This is a genomic window from Sphingobacterium sp. BN32, assembly GCF_030503615.1.
Classification (GTDB): Bacteria; Bacteroidota; Bacteroidia; order Sphingobacteriales; family Sphingobacteriaceae; genus Sphingobacterium.
Genome location: NZ_CP129963.1, coordinates 175212 through 192093 on the forward strand (window position 1 = coordinate 175212; position 16882 = coordinate 192093).

Annotated in this window: 14 protein-coding genes; 11 read left to right on the forward strand and 3 right to left on the reverse strand. The window is 41.7% G+C overall.

Going from position 1 to position 16882, the window contains the following annotated elements; translation table 11 throughout:
* Positions 1 to 729: 729 nt before the first annotated feature.
* From QYC40_RS00765 to QYC40_RS00785, 5 genes are all read left to right on the forward strand, one after another.
* Complete coding sequence (locus QYC40_RS00765; protein WP_301991722.1) at positions 730 to 930, forward strand: hypothetical protein; 201 nt, start codon at positions 730 to 732, stop codon at positions 928 to 930.
* A 35-nt stretch (positions 931 to 965) separates the two neighbouring features.
* On the forward strand, positions 966 to 1775 hold the full coding sequence (locus QYC40_RS00770; RefSeq protein WP_301991854.1) for an IS3 family transposase: 810 nt from the start codon (positions 966 to 968) through the stop codon (positions 1773 to 1775).
* A 118-nt stretch (positions 1776 to 1893) separates the two neighbouring features.
* Positions 1894 to 2787, forward strand: a complete 894-nt coding sequence (locus QYC40_RS00775; RefSeq protein WP_301991855.1) for a DUF4349 domain-containing protein — start codon at positions 1894 to 1896, stop codon at positions 2785 to 2787.
* A gap of 71 nt (positions 2788 to 2858) precedes the next feature.
* Entirely contained in the window at positions 2859 to 3929 is a 1071-nt protein-coding gene (rlmN, locus tag QYC40_RS00780) for a 23S rRNA (adenine(2503)-C(2))-methyltransferase RlmN (protein WP_301991856.1), read from the forward strand.
* A gap of 50 nt (positions 3930 to 3979) precedes the next feature.
* The gene (locus QYC40_RS00785; protein WP_301991857.1) at positions 3980 to 4678 is read left to right on the forward strand and encodes a ComF family protein; all 699 of its coding nucleotides are present in this window, start codon (positions 3980 to 3982) and stop codon (positions 4676 to 4678) included.
* Between the two features lie 115 nt (positions 4679 to 4793).
* Here the strand turns inward: QYC40_RS00785 and QYC40_RS00790 are convergent, their stop codons facing one another.
* Positions 4794 to 5180 carry a VanZ family protein gene (locus QYC40_RS00790; protein ID WP_301991858.1) on the reverse strand — a complete coding sequence of 129 codons (387 nt, stop codon included), beginning with the start codon at positions 5178 to 5180 and terminating at the stop codon, positions 4794 to 4796.
* Between the two features lie 188 nt (positions 5181 to 5368).
* Between QYC40_RS00790 and QYC40_RS00795 the strand changes: the two genes are divergently transcribed.
* The 4 genes from QYC40_RS00795 to QYC40_RS00810 all read left to right on the forward strand — a co-directional run bounded on the left by QYC40_RS00795 (position 5369) and on the right by QYC40_RS00810 (position 11048).
* Entirely contained in the window at positions 5369 to 5707 is a 339-nt protein-coding gene (locus tag QYC40_RS00795) for a PadR family transcriptional regulator (protein ID WP_301991859.1), read from the forward strand.
* A gap of 21 nt (positions 5708 to 5728) precedes the next feature.
* Positions 5729 to 7552: a PspC domain-containing protein gene (locus tag QYC40_RS00800; RefSeq protein ID WP_301991860.1), complete on the forward strand. Its 1824-nt coding sequence runs from the start codon at positions 5729 to 5731 to the stop codon at positions 7550 to 7552.
* Positions 7553 to 7652: 100 nt separating this feature from the next.
* Positions 7653 to 10070, forward strand: a complete 2418-nt coding sequence (locus tag QYC40_RS00805) for a TonB-dependent receptor (RefSeq protein ID WP_301991861.1) — start codon at positions 7653 to 7655, stop codon at positions 10068 to 10070.
* Between the two features lie 390 nt (positions 10071 to 10460).
* Entirely contained in the window at positions 10461 to 11048 is a 588-nt protein-coding gene (locus QYC40_RS00810; RefSeq protein WP_301991862.1) for a TIGR00730 family Rossman fold protein, read from the forward strand.
* A gap of 16 nt (positions 11049 to 11064) precedes the next feature.
* On the opposite strand, the gene uxaC is transcribed toward QYC40_RS00810, so the two are convergent.
* Positions 11065 to 12468, reverse strand: coding sequence for a glucuronate isomerase (uxaC, locus tag QYC40_RS00815; RefSeq protein WP_301991863.1), 1404 nt, complete (start codon positions 12466 to 12468; stop codon positions 11065 to 11067).
* Positions 12469 to 12598: 130 nt separating this feature from the next.
* On the opposite strand from uxaC, the gene QYC40_RS00820 reads away from it, so the two are divergent.
* Entirely contained in the window at positions 12599 to 13420 is an 822-nt protein-coding gene (locus QYC40_RS00820) for an SMP-30/gluconolactonase/LRE family protein (RefSeq protein WP_301991864.1), read from the forward strand.
* A gap of 79 nt (positions 13421 to 13499) precedes the next feature.
* On the opposite strand, the gene QYC40_RS00825 is transcribed toward QYC40_RS00820, so the two are convergent.
* Positions 13500 to 14165, reverse strand: coding sequence for a peroxiredoxin (locus QYC40_RS00825; RefSeq protein WP_301991865.1), 666 nt, complete (start codon positions 14163 to 14165; stop codon positions 13500 to 13502).
* Between the two features lie 265 nt (positions 14166 to 14430).
* Between QYC40_RS00825 and nagB the strand changes: the two genes are divergently transcribed.
* Entirely contained in the window at positions 14431 to 16350 is a 1920-nt protein-coding gene (nagB, locus tag QYC40_RS00830) for a glucosamine-6-phosphate deaminase (protein ID WP_301991866.1), read from the forward strand.
* The last annotated feature ends 532 nt before the right edge of the window (positions 16351 to 16882 follow it).

Genomic DNA, 16882 nt, shown 5'->3' on the forward strand with positions numbered 1-16882 from the left:
TAAACTAAATCACACCCAATACTAACCCCTATCAAAGCCCTTTCGAAGCGGCTATGATAGGGGGTTGTATTGGGTTTACATTGGGTTTGAAAGGGAATTAAGCAGTATTTGGTAGGGTGTGTTGTTTTGAACCAGGCAAGGAAGGATGCAAGGATTGTCAGGATCGGGTGGAAATGAAAGATGAAAGGATTGGCAGGATGTCTGGTCTTTGAACCAGGAAAGGAAGGATGCAAGAATTGGCTGGATCAAGGTCATCCTTTTATCCTTCCTTTCCTGGTTCAGACAAAATAGAAATTTAAGGATTTAAGGATTGGTAGGATCCTGTTCATCCTAAAATCCTTTCTTTCCTGGTTCAAAACAAATTTTCCTTACAGATTCAAAACAAACGAATACAATTTTCCTTTTTCGTTCAAAACGAACAAAACGAACAAAACGAACAAAATACCCCCGCTTTTCGCTAAAAGATAGCGACCATATCTAGCCGTCATATGTCCATCCCTGAAATAGGTTGACCACAAAATGGAGGTACTAAATGCAAACAAATTTGCGGTTAATCAGGAAATCACGGGTTTATTCTGATGATTTTAAGCGGGAAATAGTTTCCCTATTTGAGAGAGGGAAGTTGAGTGTTCTACAGTTAGAGCGGCTTTATGGAATAAGTAATCCCACGATCTATAATTGGATCTTAAATTTTCTAACTTTAATGAGAAAGGACAACGTATAATGGAGATGAAATCAAGTAGCACCCACAAAGTAAAAGCCATGGAACAGCGTATCCGTGAACTGGAGCGGATGATCGGCCAGAAGCAGATCAAGATCGATTTCTTGGAGAAGATGATCGACATCGCTGGAGAGGATCTTAAGGTCGATATCAGAAAAAATTTCAACACCCCACCATCGGATGGTTCCGGGAACACGCAGGAAAAATAGATTATTCCCTCAATCAGCTTTATAGAACCGTTGGTATGAGCAAACAGGCGGTGCATCAGCGCGCTGTTCGCCATTCCCGTTATCAGGTTCAATTCGCTGAGCTGATCGAAAAAGCGGATAAAGTGCGTAAGGAACATCCCGGTTGTGGGGTGGAAAAACTGTATTATATGCTCCGTCCGGATTTTGTGGGGAGAGATCGTTTCATAGAGACCATGATGTCTTTAGGATATCGATTGAAGGTCAAGAAGAACTATCGCAGGACGACTCGCGGGCTTTCCACAGCCTACCCTAATCTGATCAATGGCATGGTTGTAGGGACTCCCAATCAGGTTTGGCAATCGGACATCACCTACTTCTACGTGGGCGATAGGTTCTACTATGGAGTGTTCATTATCGACATTTACACCAAAAAGATCGTTGGATATCAAGTATCCAATCATATGCAGTCAACAGCTAATCTTAAGGCACTACGCATGGCCCTTAAGAATAACGGGGCACCCCAATATCATCATTCAGACCGAGGTTCCCAATATCATGCGACAGCTTATCTGCAGCTGTTGAAAGAGAATAATTGCAGGGTGAGCATGGGCAAGAGTGCCCAGGACAATGCATACGCTGAGCGGATCAATGGAACCATCAAGAATGAGTATCTGGATTATTGGAAGCCCAAGACGTTCGAAAGCTTAAAAAAAATGGTCAATAGAGCTGTCAAACAGTACAATAAACGAAGACTGCACACCTCATTACATAGGATGTCGCCAGAGAGTTTCGAAGAAAAGTGGTTTAGGGAGATATTGTCTCCTAAACCACTAATAACTATATTTGATCATGTTGATAAATTGTAAAAACGGTCAACACTATTCAGGGACAGACAATACTCTAATGTCTAAAATCTAATGTCTAATATCTAAAAGATACTTTATGGAAAACCACTCTTTTCTGCATCCTCCTAAAAACATAGCTATGAAAAGAGTCTATTTGTTAATGCTAAGTGCATTATTGTTGCTTGGTTCTTGCAACCAAGCGCATAAGAGAGAAAATGCAGCGGTCGCTGAAGTTGCATTAGAGGACAATATGAGTGCGGCGGATTATGCGGATGCGGCGGCTACAGGAAAGATTGCGGCAGAGATGTCTTCTCCAGAACAGGTTTCCACCGTCGATCCGGTCAAGCCTGTTGCGGAGAAAAAGATTATCCGTAGCGGGACGCTGTCCATCGAAGCGAAGGACGTAAAGGAGAGCAAGGCCGGTTTAGACAATACCCTAAAGAAATTTCAGGGCTATTATGAAAATGAGTCGGCAACAAATGCAGATACTTACACCTCTTATGACTTGGTTGTGCGTATACCGTCTGCCAATTTAGATAAGTTTTTATCGGAGTTGGAGCGTGGGAAGGATAAGATAACGGAGAAGAGCTTGAAGGCGGAGGACGTTTCTACGCAATATTACGATGTGGAATCGCGCTTAAAGAGCAAGCGTGCTTATTTAGAGCGCTATCAGCAGATGGTTTCTTCGGCAAAGTCGGTTAAAGACTTGTTGGAGATTCAGGAGCAGATCAGGATGCTGCAGGAGGAAATCGATGCGAGCGAGAGTGTGTTACGAAGCATGAGCGGTCAGGTGAATTACAGCACATTGACGATTCGTCTTTTTGAGGAAAAAGCCAACCTTCCGATGGGGTCTAATTCTTTTATGACAAGGGTGAAAGAGGCATTTGCATTCGGGTGGAATCTGATTGAAAACTTGGCTTTGGGCGTGATTGGATTATGGCCGGTAGTGCTATTAGTAGCTGCTGTGGTTTATGTTTTGCGGACGATTCGGAAGAGAAAAAGAGCGAAGCGAACAGGCACAGGTATCGAATAGTGTGACTGATGATTTCTAGCAATAGCATCAAAATTACGTTCCACTGATAAAAAATAACTTATCTTTGCACTGTGGAAAAAGCAACAAAATTGGTAGATATCAGAAGTTTGAGCCTCGATCAGATTAAGGCTGCTCTTGTGGAAATGGGGGAGCAGGGATTCCGTGCGAAGCAGATTTATGAATGGTTATGGCAGAAATCTGCTACTGATTTTGATCAGATGAGTAATTTGAGCAAGTCTTTGCGAGAAAACTTGAAGTCGCGTTTTTCTATTAATGCTGTTAAAGTTCGTCAGTCGCAGATTTCCTCCGATAAGACCATCAAAAGCAGTTTTACGCTTTACGATGGGAATGTTATTGAGGGCGTTTTGATACCTGCAGATGATCGGATGACGGCTTGCGTGAGTTCGCAGGTTGGTTGTAGTCTGACCTGTAAATTCTGTGCTACGGGCTATATGGATCGCAAGCGTAATCTGAATGCCGATGAAATCTATGATCAGGTTGTTTTAATCAGCAAGCAAGCCGAGGAGCAGTATGGGCACCCATTGACCAATATCGTGTATATGGGTATGGGTGAACCTTTATTGAACTATAGCAATATGCTGAAGTCGGTTGATCGTATCACCTCACCGGATGGTCTGAACATGGCTGCAAAGCGTATTACCGTTTCTACAGCGGGTATTGCAAAGATGATCAAGAAGCTCGGCGACGATCAGGTACGATTTAATTTAGCGTTATCCTTACACGCTGCTAACGACACGAAGCGTAATGAAATCATGCCTATCAACGAGCAGAACTCGCTGAAAGCGCTTGCGGAAGCTTTGAAATATTTCTACGCTAAAACCAAGAACCCTATTACCTTCGAATACATTGTATTCCATAATTTCAATAATGAGCTTGAAGACGCAAAAGAATTAGCACGATTCTGTAAGCATGTTCCTTGTAAAGTGAATATCATTGAGTATAACCCTATCTCACTGGCTGATTTTGTCAATGCCGAAGCCGATAAGATTGATCAGTTTGCTAATTACCTCCGCAGTCAAGGCGTTACGACCAATGTGCGCAGAAGCCGGGGTAAAGATATCGATGCCGCTTGTGGGCAATTAGCAATCAAAGAGAAAGAGTCTGAAAGCGTAGAAATATAGATTTAACTATAAAGCAAATATTATTTGATATAAGTTGCTTAGTTTTCGGCATGAAAATGCTTAAAGCTTATAAGAGCGCTGTATTAGACTTGTTTTTCCCAAAAGTGTGCATGGCATGTTCTAAGATATTGTTATATCAAGAATATACGATTTGTACCCCCTGTCTGTTTCATCTGCCCTATACAGACGATCATCTCAATCCTTATAATGAAAGTTTTATCCTCATGCAGGGTAAATTAAAAGTTGAACGTGCCGTCGCCATGCTTCGCTTTCGTCCATCTTCACGGGTGGAGCATCTTATCTATCAGATGAAATATGCGAATAAGCCACAGCTTGGACGCTTTTTAGGGTTAATGTATGGTACGCTTTTAACCGAGATGGAGTATTTCCATGATGTGGATGCCATTATTCCTATTCCGCTGCATCCTAGGCGGTTCGCGAAACGAGGATATAATCAAAGTGCGTATTTTGGGATGGGGATTGCAGAGCGCTTAGCCAAGCCCCTGTTGGAAAAGGCTTTATATCGCGTCGTGCATAACGCTAGCCAAACCAAGAAAGATCTGGTTTCTAGAGCAGAAGGGGTGGATAAGATCTTTCGCTGTTCTGAAGAATTAGACCTTAATCACAAGCATGTTTTGTTGCTCGATGATGTGTTGACTACGGGTGCCACCCTGGCATCAGCCGGAAATACATTGCTAGATAAATTTCCAGGCTGTCGTATTTCTATCGCTACGATTGCAAAAGCTTAGCGGCGTACTTTTCCGTTGTGAACGGATGGGCAGTCGTAATTGTTAGAGATGGAGCATGAGCTTACCGTGAAGCTGATCAATGCGGCAGCAAAGGCTATTTTAAAAAATCTTTTCATTATTGATACTGTGCTCTAGGGCTATAAAATAATAGGAAACTGAATAAGGCCATTCCTATTCCGACCATATCTGCAAATACATCCCACCAATCGGCTTGACGCGTGCTGGTGAAATACATCTGACCGAGTTCAGTAATGGCAACAAAGAGTATCGCGATGAAGAAAACGATGGACATGGTTTTTATTTTCACAGCTCTACGTTTTGTCTGTATCGCACTACCGAATAACATTAATGTGGTGAGGAGATAGAAGCTTCCGCAATGCACCATTTTGTCGGATCCGCAGAAGTAGTTTCCTGAAGGCAGTTCTGTAGCGGGCATAAACATAAGGACACACATTAAGATCGCCCAGATAATTGCCCACGCATAATTTAATATCCAATTCATTATCGTTAAAATTCGCTTTTTTAATTGAGATTAAAAAGAATTCAACCTCTTTTTATGTTTATCACGGAATTGATAATTTGCTAATAAAAATTATTGCATTGTAAATCAATGTGTTATGTGTATATTTTGCTTTTTTATAGTACTATGTATTGCAAAGTACCATCCAAAGGATATATCTTTGTATTGTTATGATAGCAGAAAACACACAAACCCAAATGAGGAAAGGAATACTAGAGTACTGTATTCTGTCTATAATTTCTCGGGGAGAGATATACGCCTCAGACATCATCGGCGAGTTGAAGAAGGCCGAGTTGTTAGTGGTTGAAGGTACGCTGTATCCCTTGCTTACTCGGCTTAAGAACAATGGGTTGTTGAGTTATAGCTGGCAAGAGTCGACGTCTGGACCGCCACGTAAGTACTATCAGATTACTGCCGAGGGCACTGAGGTGCTGCAGAAGCTCGATGTGACCTGGAAAGAATTGGTCTACGCAGTACAAACTGCAATTGGAGACCGCGAGATTAACTAAGACAATTAACTAAATATAGCCATGAACAGAACGATAATTATTAATATAAATAGCATAGTCTTCCACATTGAGGAGGATGCATACGAAATACTCCGGTCATACATGATCGAAATTAAGCGACACTTTGGAAAAACTGCCGACAGCAAAGAGATTCTTGAGGATATCGAGAATCGTATTGCCGAAATGTTTGCAGAGAAAATTCAAAGCGGTCGTAAAGAGGTAATCAATGTACAGGATGTCAACGAAGTCATTGGTCAAATGGGTCGTGTGAGCGACTTTGACGTGGACTTTCAAGAGGATGTTCGCGAGGAGCACGAGCCGCAATTTGCTGCTGCAACCGACGCGGAGCCTAGCCATGTTTTTGAAGAACCTGTTGAGGAGCCAAAACAAGAGGAGGAACCCTATAGCGAACCTGCATTTACATACCCTGCATCGAAGAAGTTAATGCGCGATATGGATGATCGCATTTTCGGAGGGGTGTGTTCAGGATTAGGTCATTATTTTAACCTAGAGTCCAAATGGATCCGTATCATCTTTGTCTTGTTCTTCCTATTTGGTGGTTCTGGGGTGCTATTGTATGTTGTTTTATGGGCAGTGATGCCTAAAGCATTAACGCGAGCTGATAAAATGGCCATGCGTGGAGAGGCAGCCAACCTGCAGAACTTTAAGAAGTCCTTCGATGAAGAAATGAAAGGGCTCGGAGAAAATTTTTCGGGCGCCGGCGAACATTTTAACAGAGGGGTTCGTACGGTAGGTGATCTATTGGGTCGCATTCTCACGATGTTTGGGAAGTTTGTGGCGATCATCTTGCTGATTACCTGTGGATTTGCAATTATTGGCTTGTTTATCACTTTTGTGTTCGGCACGTTGAACCTAATGGGTATCAAGAATGATATCATGCTTCCGCCACTCGAAGTGATGACCCCAGTTTCTGGATTCTTCGCCCTGCTAGCTGGATTCATGGCTATCGGTATTCCTACTTTTGCTCTGTTCTACATTATGCTGCGCATCGTGTTCAAGGTGCAACGCATGAACAACTACTTGAGCATGACCTTGTTCGCTACTTGGATTATTTCAATTGTCATGATCTTGTACTTCGTTGTTATCACACAGCAAGAGTTCAAGGAAGTGAGTACGATCAGTGTTGAAAAACCACTGGATAAAAGCGCTTCTTATGTATTTACAGAGAACGATGTTCGTGTGATCAAAGCTTCAGACGAGGAATTCAACAATAAGAAATTCAATATCAATGTTAAGGGCGAAAACTTGGCGGATTATTTAAGACGCGATATTTCTATCCGTTTTGAAGCGATAGATTCATTAAAAGCACCATATATACAATACAATTATAGAGCGAAAGGAAATACCTATAAAGAAGCTTCTGACCGTGCATCGCGCATTTCTTACAAGGTCAAACAAGATAAGAATGTCGTTTCATTCGACAGCCACTTTGCGATGAGTAAGCAAGATAAGTTCAGGGATCAGCATGTAGGTATGGTTGTTTATCTTCCGGTAGGTACGAAAGTATCGTTGAATGAATCTCTCGATTATAAGGTACATGATATCTCTACATGGGAGTGCTCTCAATATGATGCGGAAGCGAAATCTACCGAATGGATTATGACTGCAAACGGACTTCGTTGTATCCGAAAGATGGAAGAAGATCGATTGAAGGCGGAAGAGAAAGCGCAGGAAGAGGCTGATGAAATAGAGGATGAAATAGAAAAGAAAGCTAAAGAACTCGAAAAGGCCGCAGAAAAGAAAGCCAAGGAAATTGAAAAAGCAATTAAAGATTTAGAAGATAAAACTGAAAAAAAAGATAAAACTACTGCAACCAAAGCTTAAATAGTATCGTCAATAGAGTAAATTATTATTAACCGATCTAATCGTTTTATAGACCGGACAGGGAAACATATTTCAACAACCAACCAAAAGAGAAACAAAAATGGGAAGAGTAATTGTGCTAATCGTCGTAACAATGGTTATGCTATTTAACCAGGCATTAGCAAAGTCGCAAGACGCAGATATTAAAGGGCGAGTCGTTAATCAAGATAATCAACCCATTGCTTCGGCATCGGTGTATTTGATGTCTTCATCGTCAGATGTATTAATTAAAACAGCATTGACCGACCAAGACGGTAATTATATCATATTAAAAGCGCCTAAAGGAAATTACTACATCCAAGTTTCTTCTGTAGGTTTTGCGAACGGCAAGTCGGCGAACTTTGATTTAGGCGAATCTGCTTATAACGTCCCAGATATTAAACTTGCGGCAGCAAGTCAGGCTATAGAAACTGTTACTGTGCGTGGTCAGGCTCCTATGGTTCAGAATAAGGATGGTAAGTTGATTTTGAATGTAGAAAATTCCACCCTCGCTGCCGGTAGTAACGCCTTAGAAGTTGTTAAGCGTGCTCCTGGAGTTAGTGTGGATAAGGATGATAATCTGCAGCTCATGGGGCAGCAAGGTGTAACTGTGACCATTGATGGCCGTCAAACTTTCATGACTGGCGAGCAATTAGCAACCTTCTTGAAGTCTACCGATGCGGCTCAGATCAAAAGTGTGGAAGTAACAACGACCAGACAGGCAAAGGACGATGCAGAAGGCGCTGTGGGAACCATTAATATTGTGTTGAAAAAGAATAATACAGAAGGCTTCAATGGATCGTTTGTGGCTAGTGCTGCCCAAGGAAAACATTTTAGAGGCAACAGCTCAGTAAACCTGAACTATAAAAAGAATAACACAACGGTATTCGGTTCTTACGCCTATACTGACAATAAACGTGAAACTGAGTTGAATCTGGAAAGAACGATTGCGAATAATGGGAAGTCTACGGTATTTGATCAGCAAGCTGGTCTGATAGAAAGAGAGAAGAACCATAACTATCGTTTTGGTGTGGAGCAAAAGACTTCATCAAAAAATACGATGTTGTTACAGTTTACCGGAAACAACAATGAAGAAGACGGCGACAACCTGAGTGCTTCTTACATCGGTCCTTCGCTGAATGTAACAGACTCGATTATGCGAGCGAACTCCTATAGCCTTGCGAAGTTTAACCGCTATTCGGCAAACTTCAATAATGAGTATAAGATCGATACGACGGGCAGTAAGCTGACGTTCGACTTCGACTGGAGCATGTTTCGTACGAAGTCTGATGTCGATTACTTCTACACAACGGAAAACCCAGTAGGAGGACTATTGCGTCCGGAAGAAAGAGAACGAAGTAGTATGCCGGTAGATATTGATATCTATGTTTCCAAATTAGACTATGTGAAGCCTTTCAAAAAAGGGAAGTTAGAGGCCGGGTTAAAATATAGCAATGTAAAGTCGGATAACGACCTTGGTTTTGAGCGCTTCGTAGGCGGGCAGTGGGAAGATTATGAAGGAAGACCTAATCATTTCGTGTATACCGAACAAGTGTCGGCGGGTTATGTGGATTACAGTACCGAGTTTGGGAAGTGGACCGCGAAAGCCGGTGTGCGCGCAGAATACACCATCTCTGATGGTCATTCGATCACAAAGGATTCCCGCGTGAAACGCGATTATTTGGACTTTTTCCCTTCGGCAAACCTGGGATATAACATTAGTCCTAATCATATCCTGACCTTAAGCTATGCACGGAAGATCAGCAGACCTAACTATCGTTTCTTAAATCCGTTCCGTTATTATATCGATAAATTGACGTTCCAGGAAGGTAATCCTTACGTCAATCCACAGTATACTCATGGCTTCTCTTTGAACTATACGCTGATGCAGATGTTCAACTTTACCTTAGGTACCGATATCACCAATGATGCAATGGTGGAAAGCATGGGGCAGAATAAGGAAACCAACGAGACCTGGATTACGCGTGATAATTTAGCCAAGTCAGTAACTTCTTATTTGAATATGAATATTCCATATCGCGTCGGCAAGTTCTGGACAATGAACAATAATTTTACAGGGATCTACATGCACTTTAAAGGGCCGATTGCTGGCTATTATGCCGACCTAGGATCGTTTTTTATCCAAGCAAACAGTATGCATACCTTTAAATTGAGCAATCAATTTTCTGCGGAAGCCAATATTAATGGAAATACGCCGTTTATATATAACGTATACAAGATTAGTGGCCGCATAAACTTAGACCTAGGCTTAAACTATAATTTCAAAGATCAGAAAAGCTCATTGAAGCTTGCTGTGAGCGATGTGTTCCGATCGAACAGAAATAATGTGGACACTGACTTCGAAGAGTTTAATTCAAAGATTCGTCAATATAATGATAATCAAAGCGTTCGTCTTACCTATACCTACAAATTCGGTAACTTAAAGCAACAGATTCGCCGTCGCGATTCAAGTAACGAAGAGAAGGAGAGAGCGAACTAATAAAAGAGTTTTGTTTCAATGTTTAGTTAAGTTAAAGGCCTACAGGTTCTCCACCTGGGGCCTTTCTGTTTTTTAGATGTTAGATATAAGATTTTAGATAATAGAGTACGGCGGCTAGGGATGGGCGCTTTTTTGTTTGCGGATTTATGTTTTTAGAGGGGAGGGGGGGCAGTTTGTCTTTGAAGATAAGGATAGCGCTGTCTTGAACCAGGAAAGGAAGGATGAAAAGATGAGCAGGATATGGCAATCCTTACATCCTTCCTTTCTTGGTTCTAAACCCTTAAACAGCTTCTTTCATATTCCAAAAATAACGCCCGTACCTAGCCATCATACGCTAATGTCTTATATCTAACATCTAAATATCTAAAATCTAATTCCTATACTTGTTTTATGAAATTAAAGCAAATTGTAGTGTTCTGTGCTTCTAGCCCAGGTTTCGGGAATTCCTTTGTTGATGCTGCCAAGGCTGTAGGGAAAGCATTTGTAGATCGAGATATCCAGCTTGTTTATGGTGGCGGGCGTGTGGGATTGATGGGTGCTGTTGCTGATAGTGTGATGGAGCATGGCGGTGTCGTTGTTGGAGTTATTCCGCAGTTTTTGAACAGCAAGGAGATTGGACACTCAGGTATAACACAGCTCATCGAAGTGGATACGATGCATGAGCGTAAAGCGAAGATGAATGCGCTATGCGATGGTATTATCGCCTTGCCAGGGGGATTCGGGACGATGGAAGAGCTATTCGAAATGATTACCTGGGCCCAGTTAGGATTACATAAGAAACCTGTGGGTATTCTGAATGTGGATGGCTTCTATGACCACCTGATTCAATTTATACAGCAAATGGTCGATACAGGTTTGCTGAAGGAAGAAAACCAAAAGATGCTTCAGTATGCTGACATTATCGATGACTTGATCGATTTGATGGAGCAGTATGAAGCACCTCCGGTACCTAAATGGTTAAATATTGAAAGATCTTAAGCGCTAAAAAGCGCTGTTATTTAAATGGGAAGTAAGCCTTCGCATTATAATAGCAAATATCCTGAACGATTTTGCCTATCCATTCCATGTCGTGCGGTAATTCGCCTTTTACAATATCCTCAGCGAAGATATCACAAAGGATTCGACGGAAATACTCATGCCGAGGGAAGGATAGGAAACTTCTGGAGTCAGTTAACATTCCGACAAATCGGCTAATTAATCCGATATTCGATAGTGCAGTGATCTGACGTGTCATCCCATCTTTTTGGTCGTTGTACCACCACCCCGAACCAAACTGCATCTTTCCGATGGTCTTTCCATCATTAAAGTTTCCGCCCATAGCTGCAAACAGCTCATTGTCCATCGGGTTCAAATTGTAGAGTATGGTTTTTCCTAGTGTGTTCTGGCTATCCAGACGATTTAAGAACTTCACCAGTGCTTCCCCTTGTTTATAATCGCCGATGCTATCGTAGCCCGTATCAGCACCCAACGTTTTTATTGCTTTCGCATTGGTATTGCGGAATGCACCCACATGAAACTGCTGCACCCATTCTTTTTCATGATCCCACTCTGCAAACTGCACTAGCATCGCCGATTTGAACTGATTGAACTCCTGTTCGTTCAACTGCTCTTTGCGTCTAATTTTTGCAAAGATAGTCTTGATGTCAGCTTCCGTGTAGTCATCTGCATATAAATGGCTAAGGCCATGATCGGATACACAGCAACCGTTATCTGCGAAGAAGTCATGGCGTGCTTTCAGCGCGTCCAGATATTCTTGATAGCTGTTTATTTCCCGATCCGATATCTGCGCTAGTTTATCGATATATTGATTAAAGCTTTCGATGTTCTCCGGGCTCATGGCTTTATCCGGTCGGAATGCTGGAAACATTTTCAGCTTTTTACCGCTTTTTGCATAAGATTGATGGTATTCTAGGCTATCTATAGGATCGTCTGTTGTACAGATCACTTCTACGTTCATCTTATTCAGTAAGCCATCGACAGCGAAGTCTGGCTGCTGCAGCTTTGCGGATGTCGCTTCGTAGACTTCGTCGGCATTCTTTTCTGTAAGCAGATCATGGATGTCAAAGTATCGCTGTAATTCCAGGTGCGTCCAATGGTAAAGCGGGTTCCTGACAGTGTAAGGCACAGTTTTCGCCCATGCTCTAAACTTATCTTGATCCGATGCCGTGCCGGTGATAAATTTTTCGTCAATACCATTAGCGCGCATAGCACGCCATTTGTAATGGTCGCCCTGAAGCCAGATTGCCGTAATATTATCAAATTGCTTATTCGCAGCGACTTGATCGGGAGGAAGATGGTTGTGATAATCGATGATAGGAAGGTCCTTCGCATATTGATGGTATAACTCTTCTGCTACCTTGCTGTGTAGAAGAAAGTTGTCATCAAGAAATGTTCTCATGTCTAAGGGTTTTGGTTAATGCCATTGTAAAATGAAATTCAAAATACGGTTTTCTAAAACAAAATGTCTATAAAAGAGGTGTAATTAAGTATATTTATTTTGTAACTTAATAAATATTAATGTTTTAACGATGATGAAATACGTACTATCTCTAGCCCTTATCTTCTCTTTATGTACTTCTTTCGGGCAAAAAAAACTTACCCAGTTATGGGAGTCCAAAGAACAATTACCTGTCCCTGAATCTGTATTATATGTTCCGGAGCGTTCCGAGCTATTCGTAACATTGATTGATGGCGATGGTTCTACAGCCGATGGAAAAGGCGGTGTGGCCATTCTTAATTTAGACGGAACGATGAAGAATGCAACCTGGATCGAAGGATTAAATGCACCTAAAGGAATGGCACTGTATAGAGATCAACTCTATATTGCCGATATTAATGAAGTTGTTGTCGTCGATATCATTACAGGGAATGTTATCAATCAGATCAAGATTCCCGAATCAAAATTCTTAAACGACGTAACGGTAGATCGCGCAGGTAAAGTCTATATCTCCGACACGCGCGATGGAAAGATCTATCAACTACATAACAATCGTCCGTCCCTATTTATGAGCAATGTCCCTAATGTAAATGGCCTACGTGTTATCGATGGAAGCCTATATGCGATGGCAGGTCCGGAGCTTTGGAAAATAGACAGCAAAGCAAATAAAACAGTTATAGCGAAGGGTTTGAAACTAGGAGGAGATGGTCTGGAGCCGGTTGGCGATGGAAGCTTCTTAGTGACGTGCTGGGGAGGTTTGATCTATCACATCACTGCGCAAGGGCAAGTAACGGAACTATTGGATGTACAAGGGAAGATGAATACCGCCGATCTTGGTTATAACCCAAAGGATAGGATCTTATATGTCCCTACCTTCAATAGTAATTCAGTTGTTGCCTATAAATTAGACTAAACAGGCAAATACCAAATAAAAAGCCGATGCTTATGTTTAATCAAACAGCATCGGCTTTTCTATTTTTTGTATTTAACGCCTATTTCAATACCTCACGAAGCTTTGCGTTCAATGCGTCGCCATGCAAGTTTTTAGCGATAATGATTCCATTCGGATCAATCAGGATGTTTTGAGGAATAGCTTTCACACCATACGTCTGGCCGGCAGAGTTATTCCATCCTTGCAGGTCTGACACATGTTTCCAGGTCAGCTTATCATCTTTGATTGCCTTGTCCCAATTCGCAAACTCCTTATCAAAGGATACCCCTAAGATTTCGAAGTTCTTATCTTTAAATTCCGCATAAGTCTTTACGAGCCTAGGGTTTTCTTCGCGGCAAGGCGGGCACCAAGACGCCCAAAAATCCACCAAAACATACTTGCCCTTTAAATCTGAAAGGGCATAAGGTTCGCCCGCAAGATTTAATTGCGTAATGCTAGGTGCTTTCTTGCCCACTTGCGTGTTCTTCAAGGCATCTAAATAACGCTCAAATAATTTCCCGGAGTTGCTTTTGCGAACTTTCTTGTCCAGCTTTTTGAATAATCCTTGAAGTTCTTTATAATCAGGATCATAGACACCAATGCGCTGTAAAGTCTGCAAGGTCTGCACATCCTTCGGGTTTGCTTTCACTGTCGCGATAAGCTCTTCCTTGGTCTGTGCGAATAGCAAAGTCGGTACAAACGCCAATATGAATAGTAATTTTTTCATCCTAAAACTGTTTTATGCTCAAATATAAGGATATGCTACTAAGTTGATAGAATATGCATTGTCAAAAAAACTTAAACTTTGATGCGTAGAGCCTAACGAACTTATTCAAAGGCGCCATTTTTTAGCTGTACATTATGACTTTTACAATTGAGGAACTTTGACCTACGGAGAAATTTCAAATTTGTGCAAAAGAAATTGCAAATTTTACGCTAACAGCCCAATTTATTAGTAAATTTGTTACTCACTAAGGTATTTTTCAATTTAAATGGCAAGATTAAATTTATTAGAGGAAACCCGTTTTGAGAAAGTGCCGGTCTCGGTATACCCCTCTCAAGATGAAGCTTCTATCCAAGTTGCTCAACGCATTGCCGCTATCATCCTTGATAAGCAGGCAAAAGGGGAAAAGGCCGTACTCGGACTAGCTACCGGTGCGACGCCTGTTAAAGTCTACAAAGAGCTTGTACGCTTGCACAAAGAAGAAGGTTTAAGTTTTCAGAACGTAGTAACATTCAATTTGGATGAATACTACCCTATGCTTCCTAATGCTGAGCAAAGCTATGTGGCTTTCATGAAAAAACAATTGTTCGATCATATTGATATCCCTGAGGAGAACATCAATATCCCTGATGGAACATTAGCGCCAGAAGATGTACAGGCTTACTGTATAGCTTACGAACAAAAAATCTCTAGCTTCGGAGGATTGGATATCCAAATCTTAGGTATTGGTCGTACAGGCCACATTGGTTTCAATGAACCTGGTTCTGCTCCTAACTCTGGTACTCGCTTGGTAACCTTAGATGACCTTACTAGAAGAGACGCTTCTCGCGACTTCGGTGGTAAGGAAAATGTACCAACAAAAGCGATTACAATGGGTGTGGGCACTATCTTCAAAGCAAAAGAGATTGTGTTAATGGCATGGAATGAGAAGAAAGCTGAAATTGTTAAGAAAGCAGTAGAAGGCGAAATCTCTTCAGATATTCCAGCAACTTACCTGCAGATGTCGGATAATGTAGAGTTTGTTTTAGATACAGACGCTGCATCCGCATTAACGCGTTTTAACCTTCCTTGGTTAGCACATGACGTGGTATGGGAAGACAAATTAGTTAAGAAAGCAGTCGTATGGTTGTCTCTTCACCTGAAGAAAGCAATCTTGAAGCTTACTGATGATGATTACAATAACTACGGTATGGCTCAGTTAATTACCGAGCAAGGCCCAGCTTACAGTATCAACATCCGTATTTTCAACGAGTTACAGCGCACCATTACAGGATGGCCAGGCGGTAAACCAAATGTGGACGACTCAAACCGCCCAGAACGTGCAGAGCCAGCGAAAAAGAACGTTATCCTATTCTCACCACACCCTGATGATGACGTGATCTCTATGGGGGGTACTTTCATCCGTTTAGCAGATCAAGGCCATAATGTACATGTGGCTTATCAAACATCTGGAAATACTGCGGTATGGGATGATGACGTATTACGTTATTTAGAGTTCGTTCAGGACTTCGCTGTAGCAATCGATGACGATAATGGCGTAACAACCAATATCTATAACGAAGCACGCGAGTTCTTCAAGATTAAAAAACCAAATCAGGTAGATCCAGAAATTATCCGTACGATCAAAGGCTTAATCCGTAAGGGTGAAGCGATCGCAGGAGCACGCTTTGTAGGAGTACCGGATGAAAATATTCACTTCCAGAACTTACCGTTCTACGATCGTGGCAAATTCTCGAAGGAAGTTTCTTACGAAGATGATATCCAACAAACCATGGAGTTATTGCGCCAAGTTAAACCTCATCAGATCTTCGCTGCAGGTGACTTTGCCGATCCACACGGAACACACAAAGTATGTTTCGATATCATATTGGCAGCAATCTTACGCCTTCGCGAAACCGACGAATGGACAAAAGACTGCTGGTTATGGTTGTACCGTGGAGCATGGCACGAATACCCAATCCACGAGATCGAAATGGCGGTTCCACTATCTCCACAAGAGGTGAAACGCAAGCGCCTAGCCATCTTCAAACACCAGTCGCAAAAAGACCTTCCAGTATTCCCTGGAGATGATCCAAGAGAGTTCTGGGTGCGCGCTGAAGACCGTACTAGCGAAACAGCAGGCCTATACCATGACCTGGGTTTAGCAAACTACGAAGCTATCGAAGCTTTTGTGAGATGGAAATTTTAGGCTAGTAGTTAGTATTTAGTAGTTAGTATTTAGACCTATGGTCGAAGAGAAAGCTCGAATATATTAAAAGGGATACCAGAAATGGTATCCCTTTTTTTTTAGATTTTAAATATTAGAATAGATTTTAGATATCAGATTTTAGACTGTATAGTTTAATAGATTGGTTGGTTGGTTGGTTGGTTGGTTGGTTGGTTGATTTTGTTTTGAACCAAGAAAGGAAGGATGCAAGGATAAATTGGATCATGGTCATCTTTTAATCCTTCCTTTCCTGGTTCAAGACAACCTTCCTGTTAAGACGAAAGGTTCAAGACAAAACATCCTGAAAATCCTTTTATCCTTTTTTTCCTGGTTCAAGACAACCTTCCTGTTAAGACGAAAGGTTCAAGACAAAACATCCTGAAAATCCTTTTATCCTTCCTTTCCTGGTTCAAGACAACCTTCCTGTTAAGACGAAAGGTTCAAGACAAAACATCCTGAAAATCCTTTTACCCTTTTTTTCCTGGTTCAAGACAAGCGCTAAAACAAACTATAC

Excerpts from the sequence above, each read along its gene's own strand:
- QYC40_RS00765 (WP_301991722.1), top strand. The coding sequence starts at position 730 with ATGAAATCAAGTAGCACCCACAAAGTAAAAGCCATGGAACAGCGTATC.
- QYC40_RS00770 (WP_301991854.1), top strand. The coding sequence starts at position 966 with ATGAGCAAACAGGCGGTGCATCAGCGCGCTGTTCGCCATTCCCGTTAT.
- QYC40_RS00775 (WP_301991855.1), top strand. The coding sequence starts at position 1,894 with ATGAAAAGAGTCTATTTGTTAATGCTAAGTGCATTATTGTTGCTTGGT.
- QYC40_RS00785 (WP_301991857.1), top strand. The coding sequence starts at position 3,980 with ATGAAAATGCTTAAAGCTTATAAGAGCGCTGTATTAGACTTGTTTTTC.
- QYC40_RS00790 (WP_301991858.1), bottom strand. The coding sequence starts at position 5,180 with ATGAATTGGATATTAAATTATGCGTGGGCAATTATCTGGGCGATCTTA.
- QYC40_RS00795 (WP_301991859.1), top strand. The coding sequence starts at position 5,369 with ATGATAGCAGAAAACACACAAACCCAAATGAGGAAAGGAATACTAGAG.
- QYC40_RS00800 (WP_301991860.1), top strand. The coding sequence starts at position 5,729 with ATGAACAGAACGATAATTATTAATATAAATAGCATAGTCTTCCACATT.
- QYC40_RS00805 (WP_301991861.1), top strand. The coding sequence starts at position 7,653 with ATGGGAAGAGTAATTGTGCTAATCGTCGTAACAATGGTTATGCTATTT.
- QYC40_RS00810 (WP_301991862.1), top strand. The coding sequence starts at position 10,461 with ATGAAATTAAAGCAAATTGTAGTGTTCTGTGCTTCTAGCCCAGGTTTC.
- uxaC (WP_301991863.1), bottom strand. The coding sequence starts at position 12,468 with ATGAGAACATTTCTTGATGACAACTTTCTTCTACACAGCAAGGTAGCA.
- QYC40_RS00820 (WP_301991864.1), top strand. The coding sequence starts at position 12,599 with ATGATGAAATACGTACTATCTCTAGCCCTTATCTTCTCTTTATGTACT.
- QYC40_RS00825 (WP_301991865.1), bottom strand. The coding sequence starts at position 14,165 with ATGAAAAAATTACTATTCATATTGGCGTTTGTACCGACTTTGCTATTC.
- nagB (WP_301991866.1), top strand. The coding sequence starts at position 14,431 with ATGGCAAGATTAAATTTATTAGAGGAAACCCGTTTTGAGAAAGTGCCG.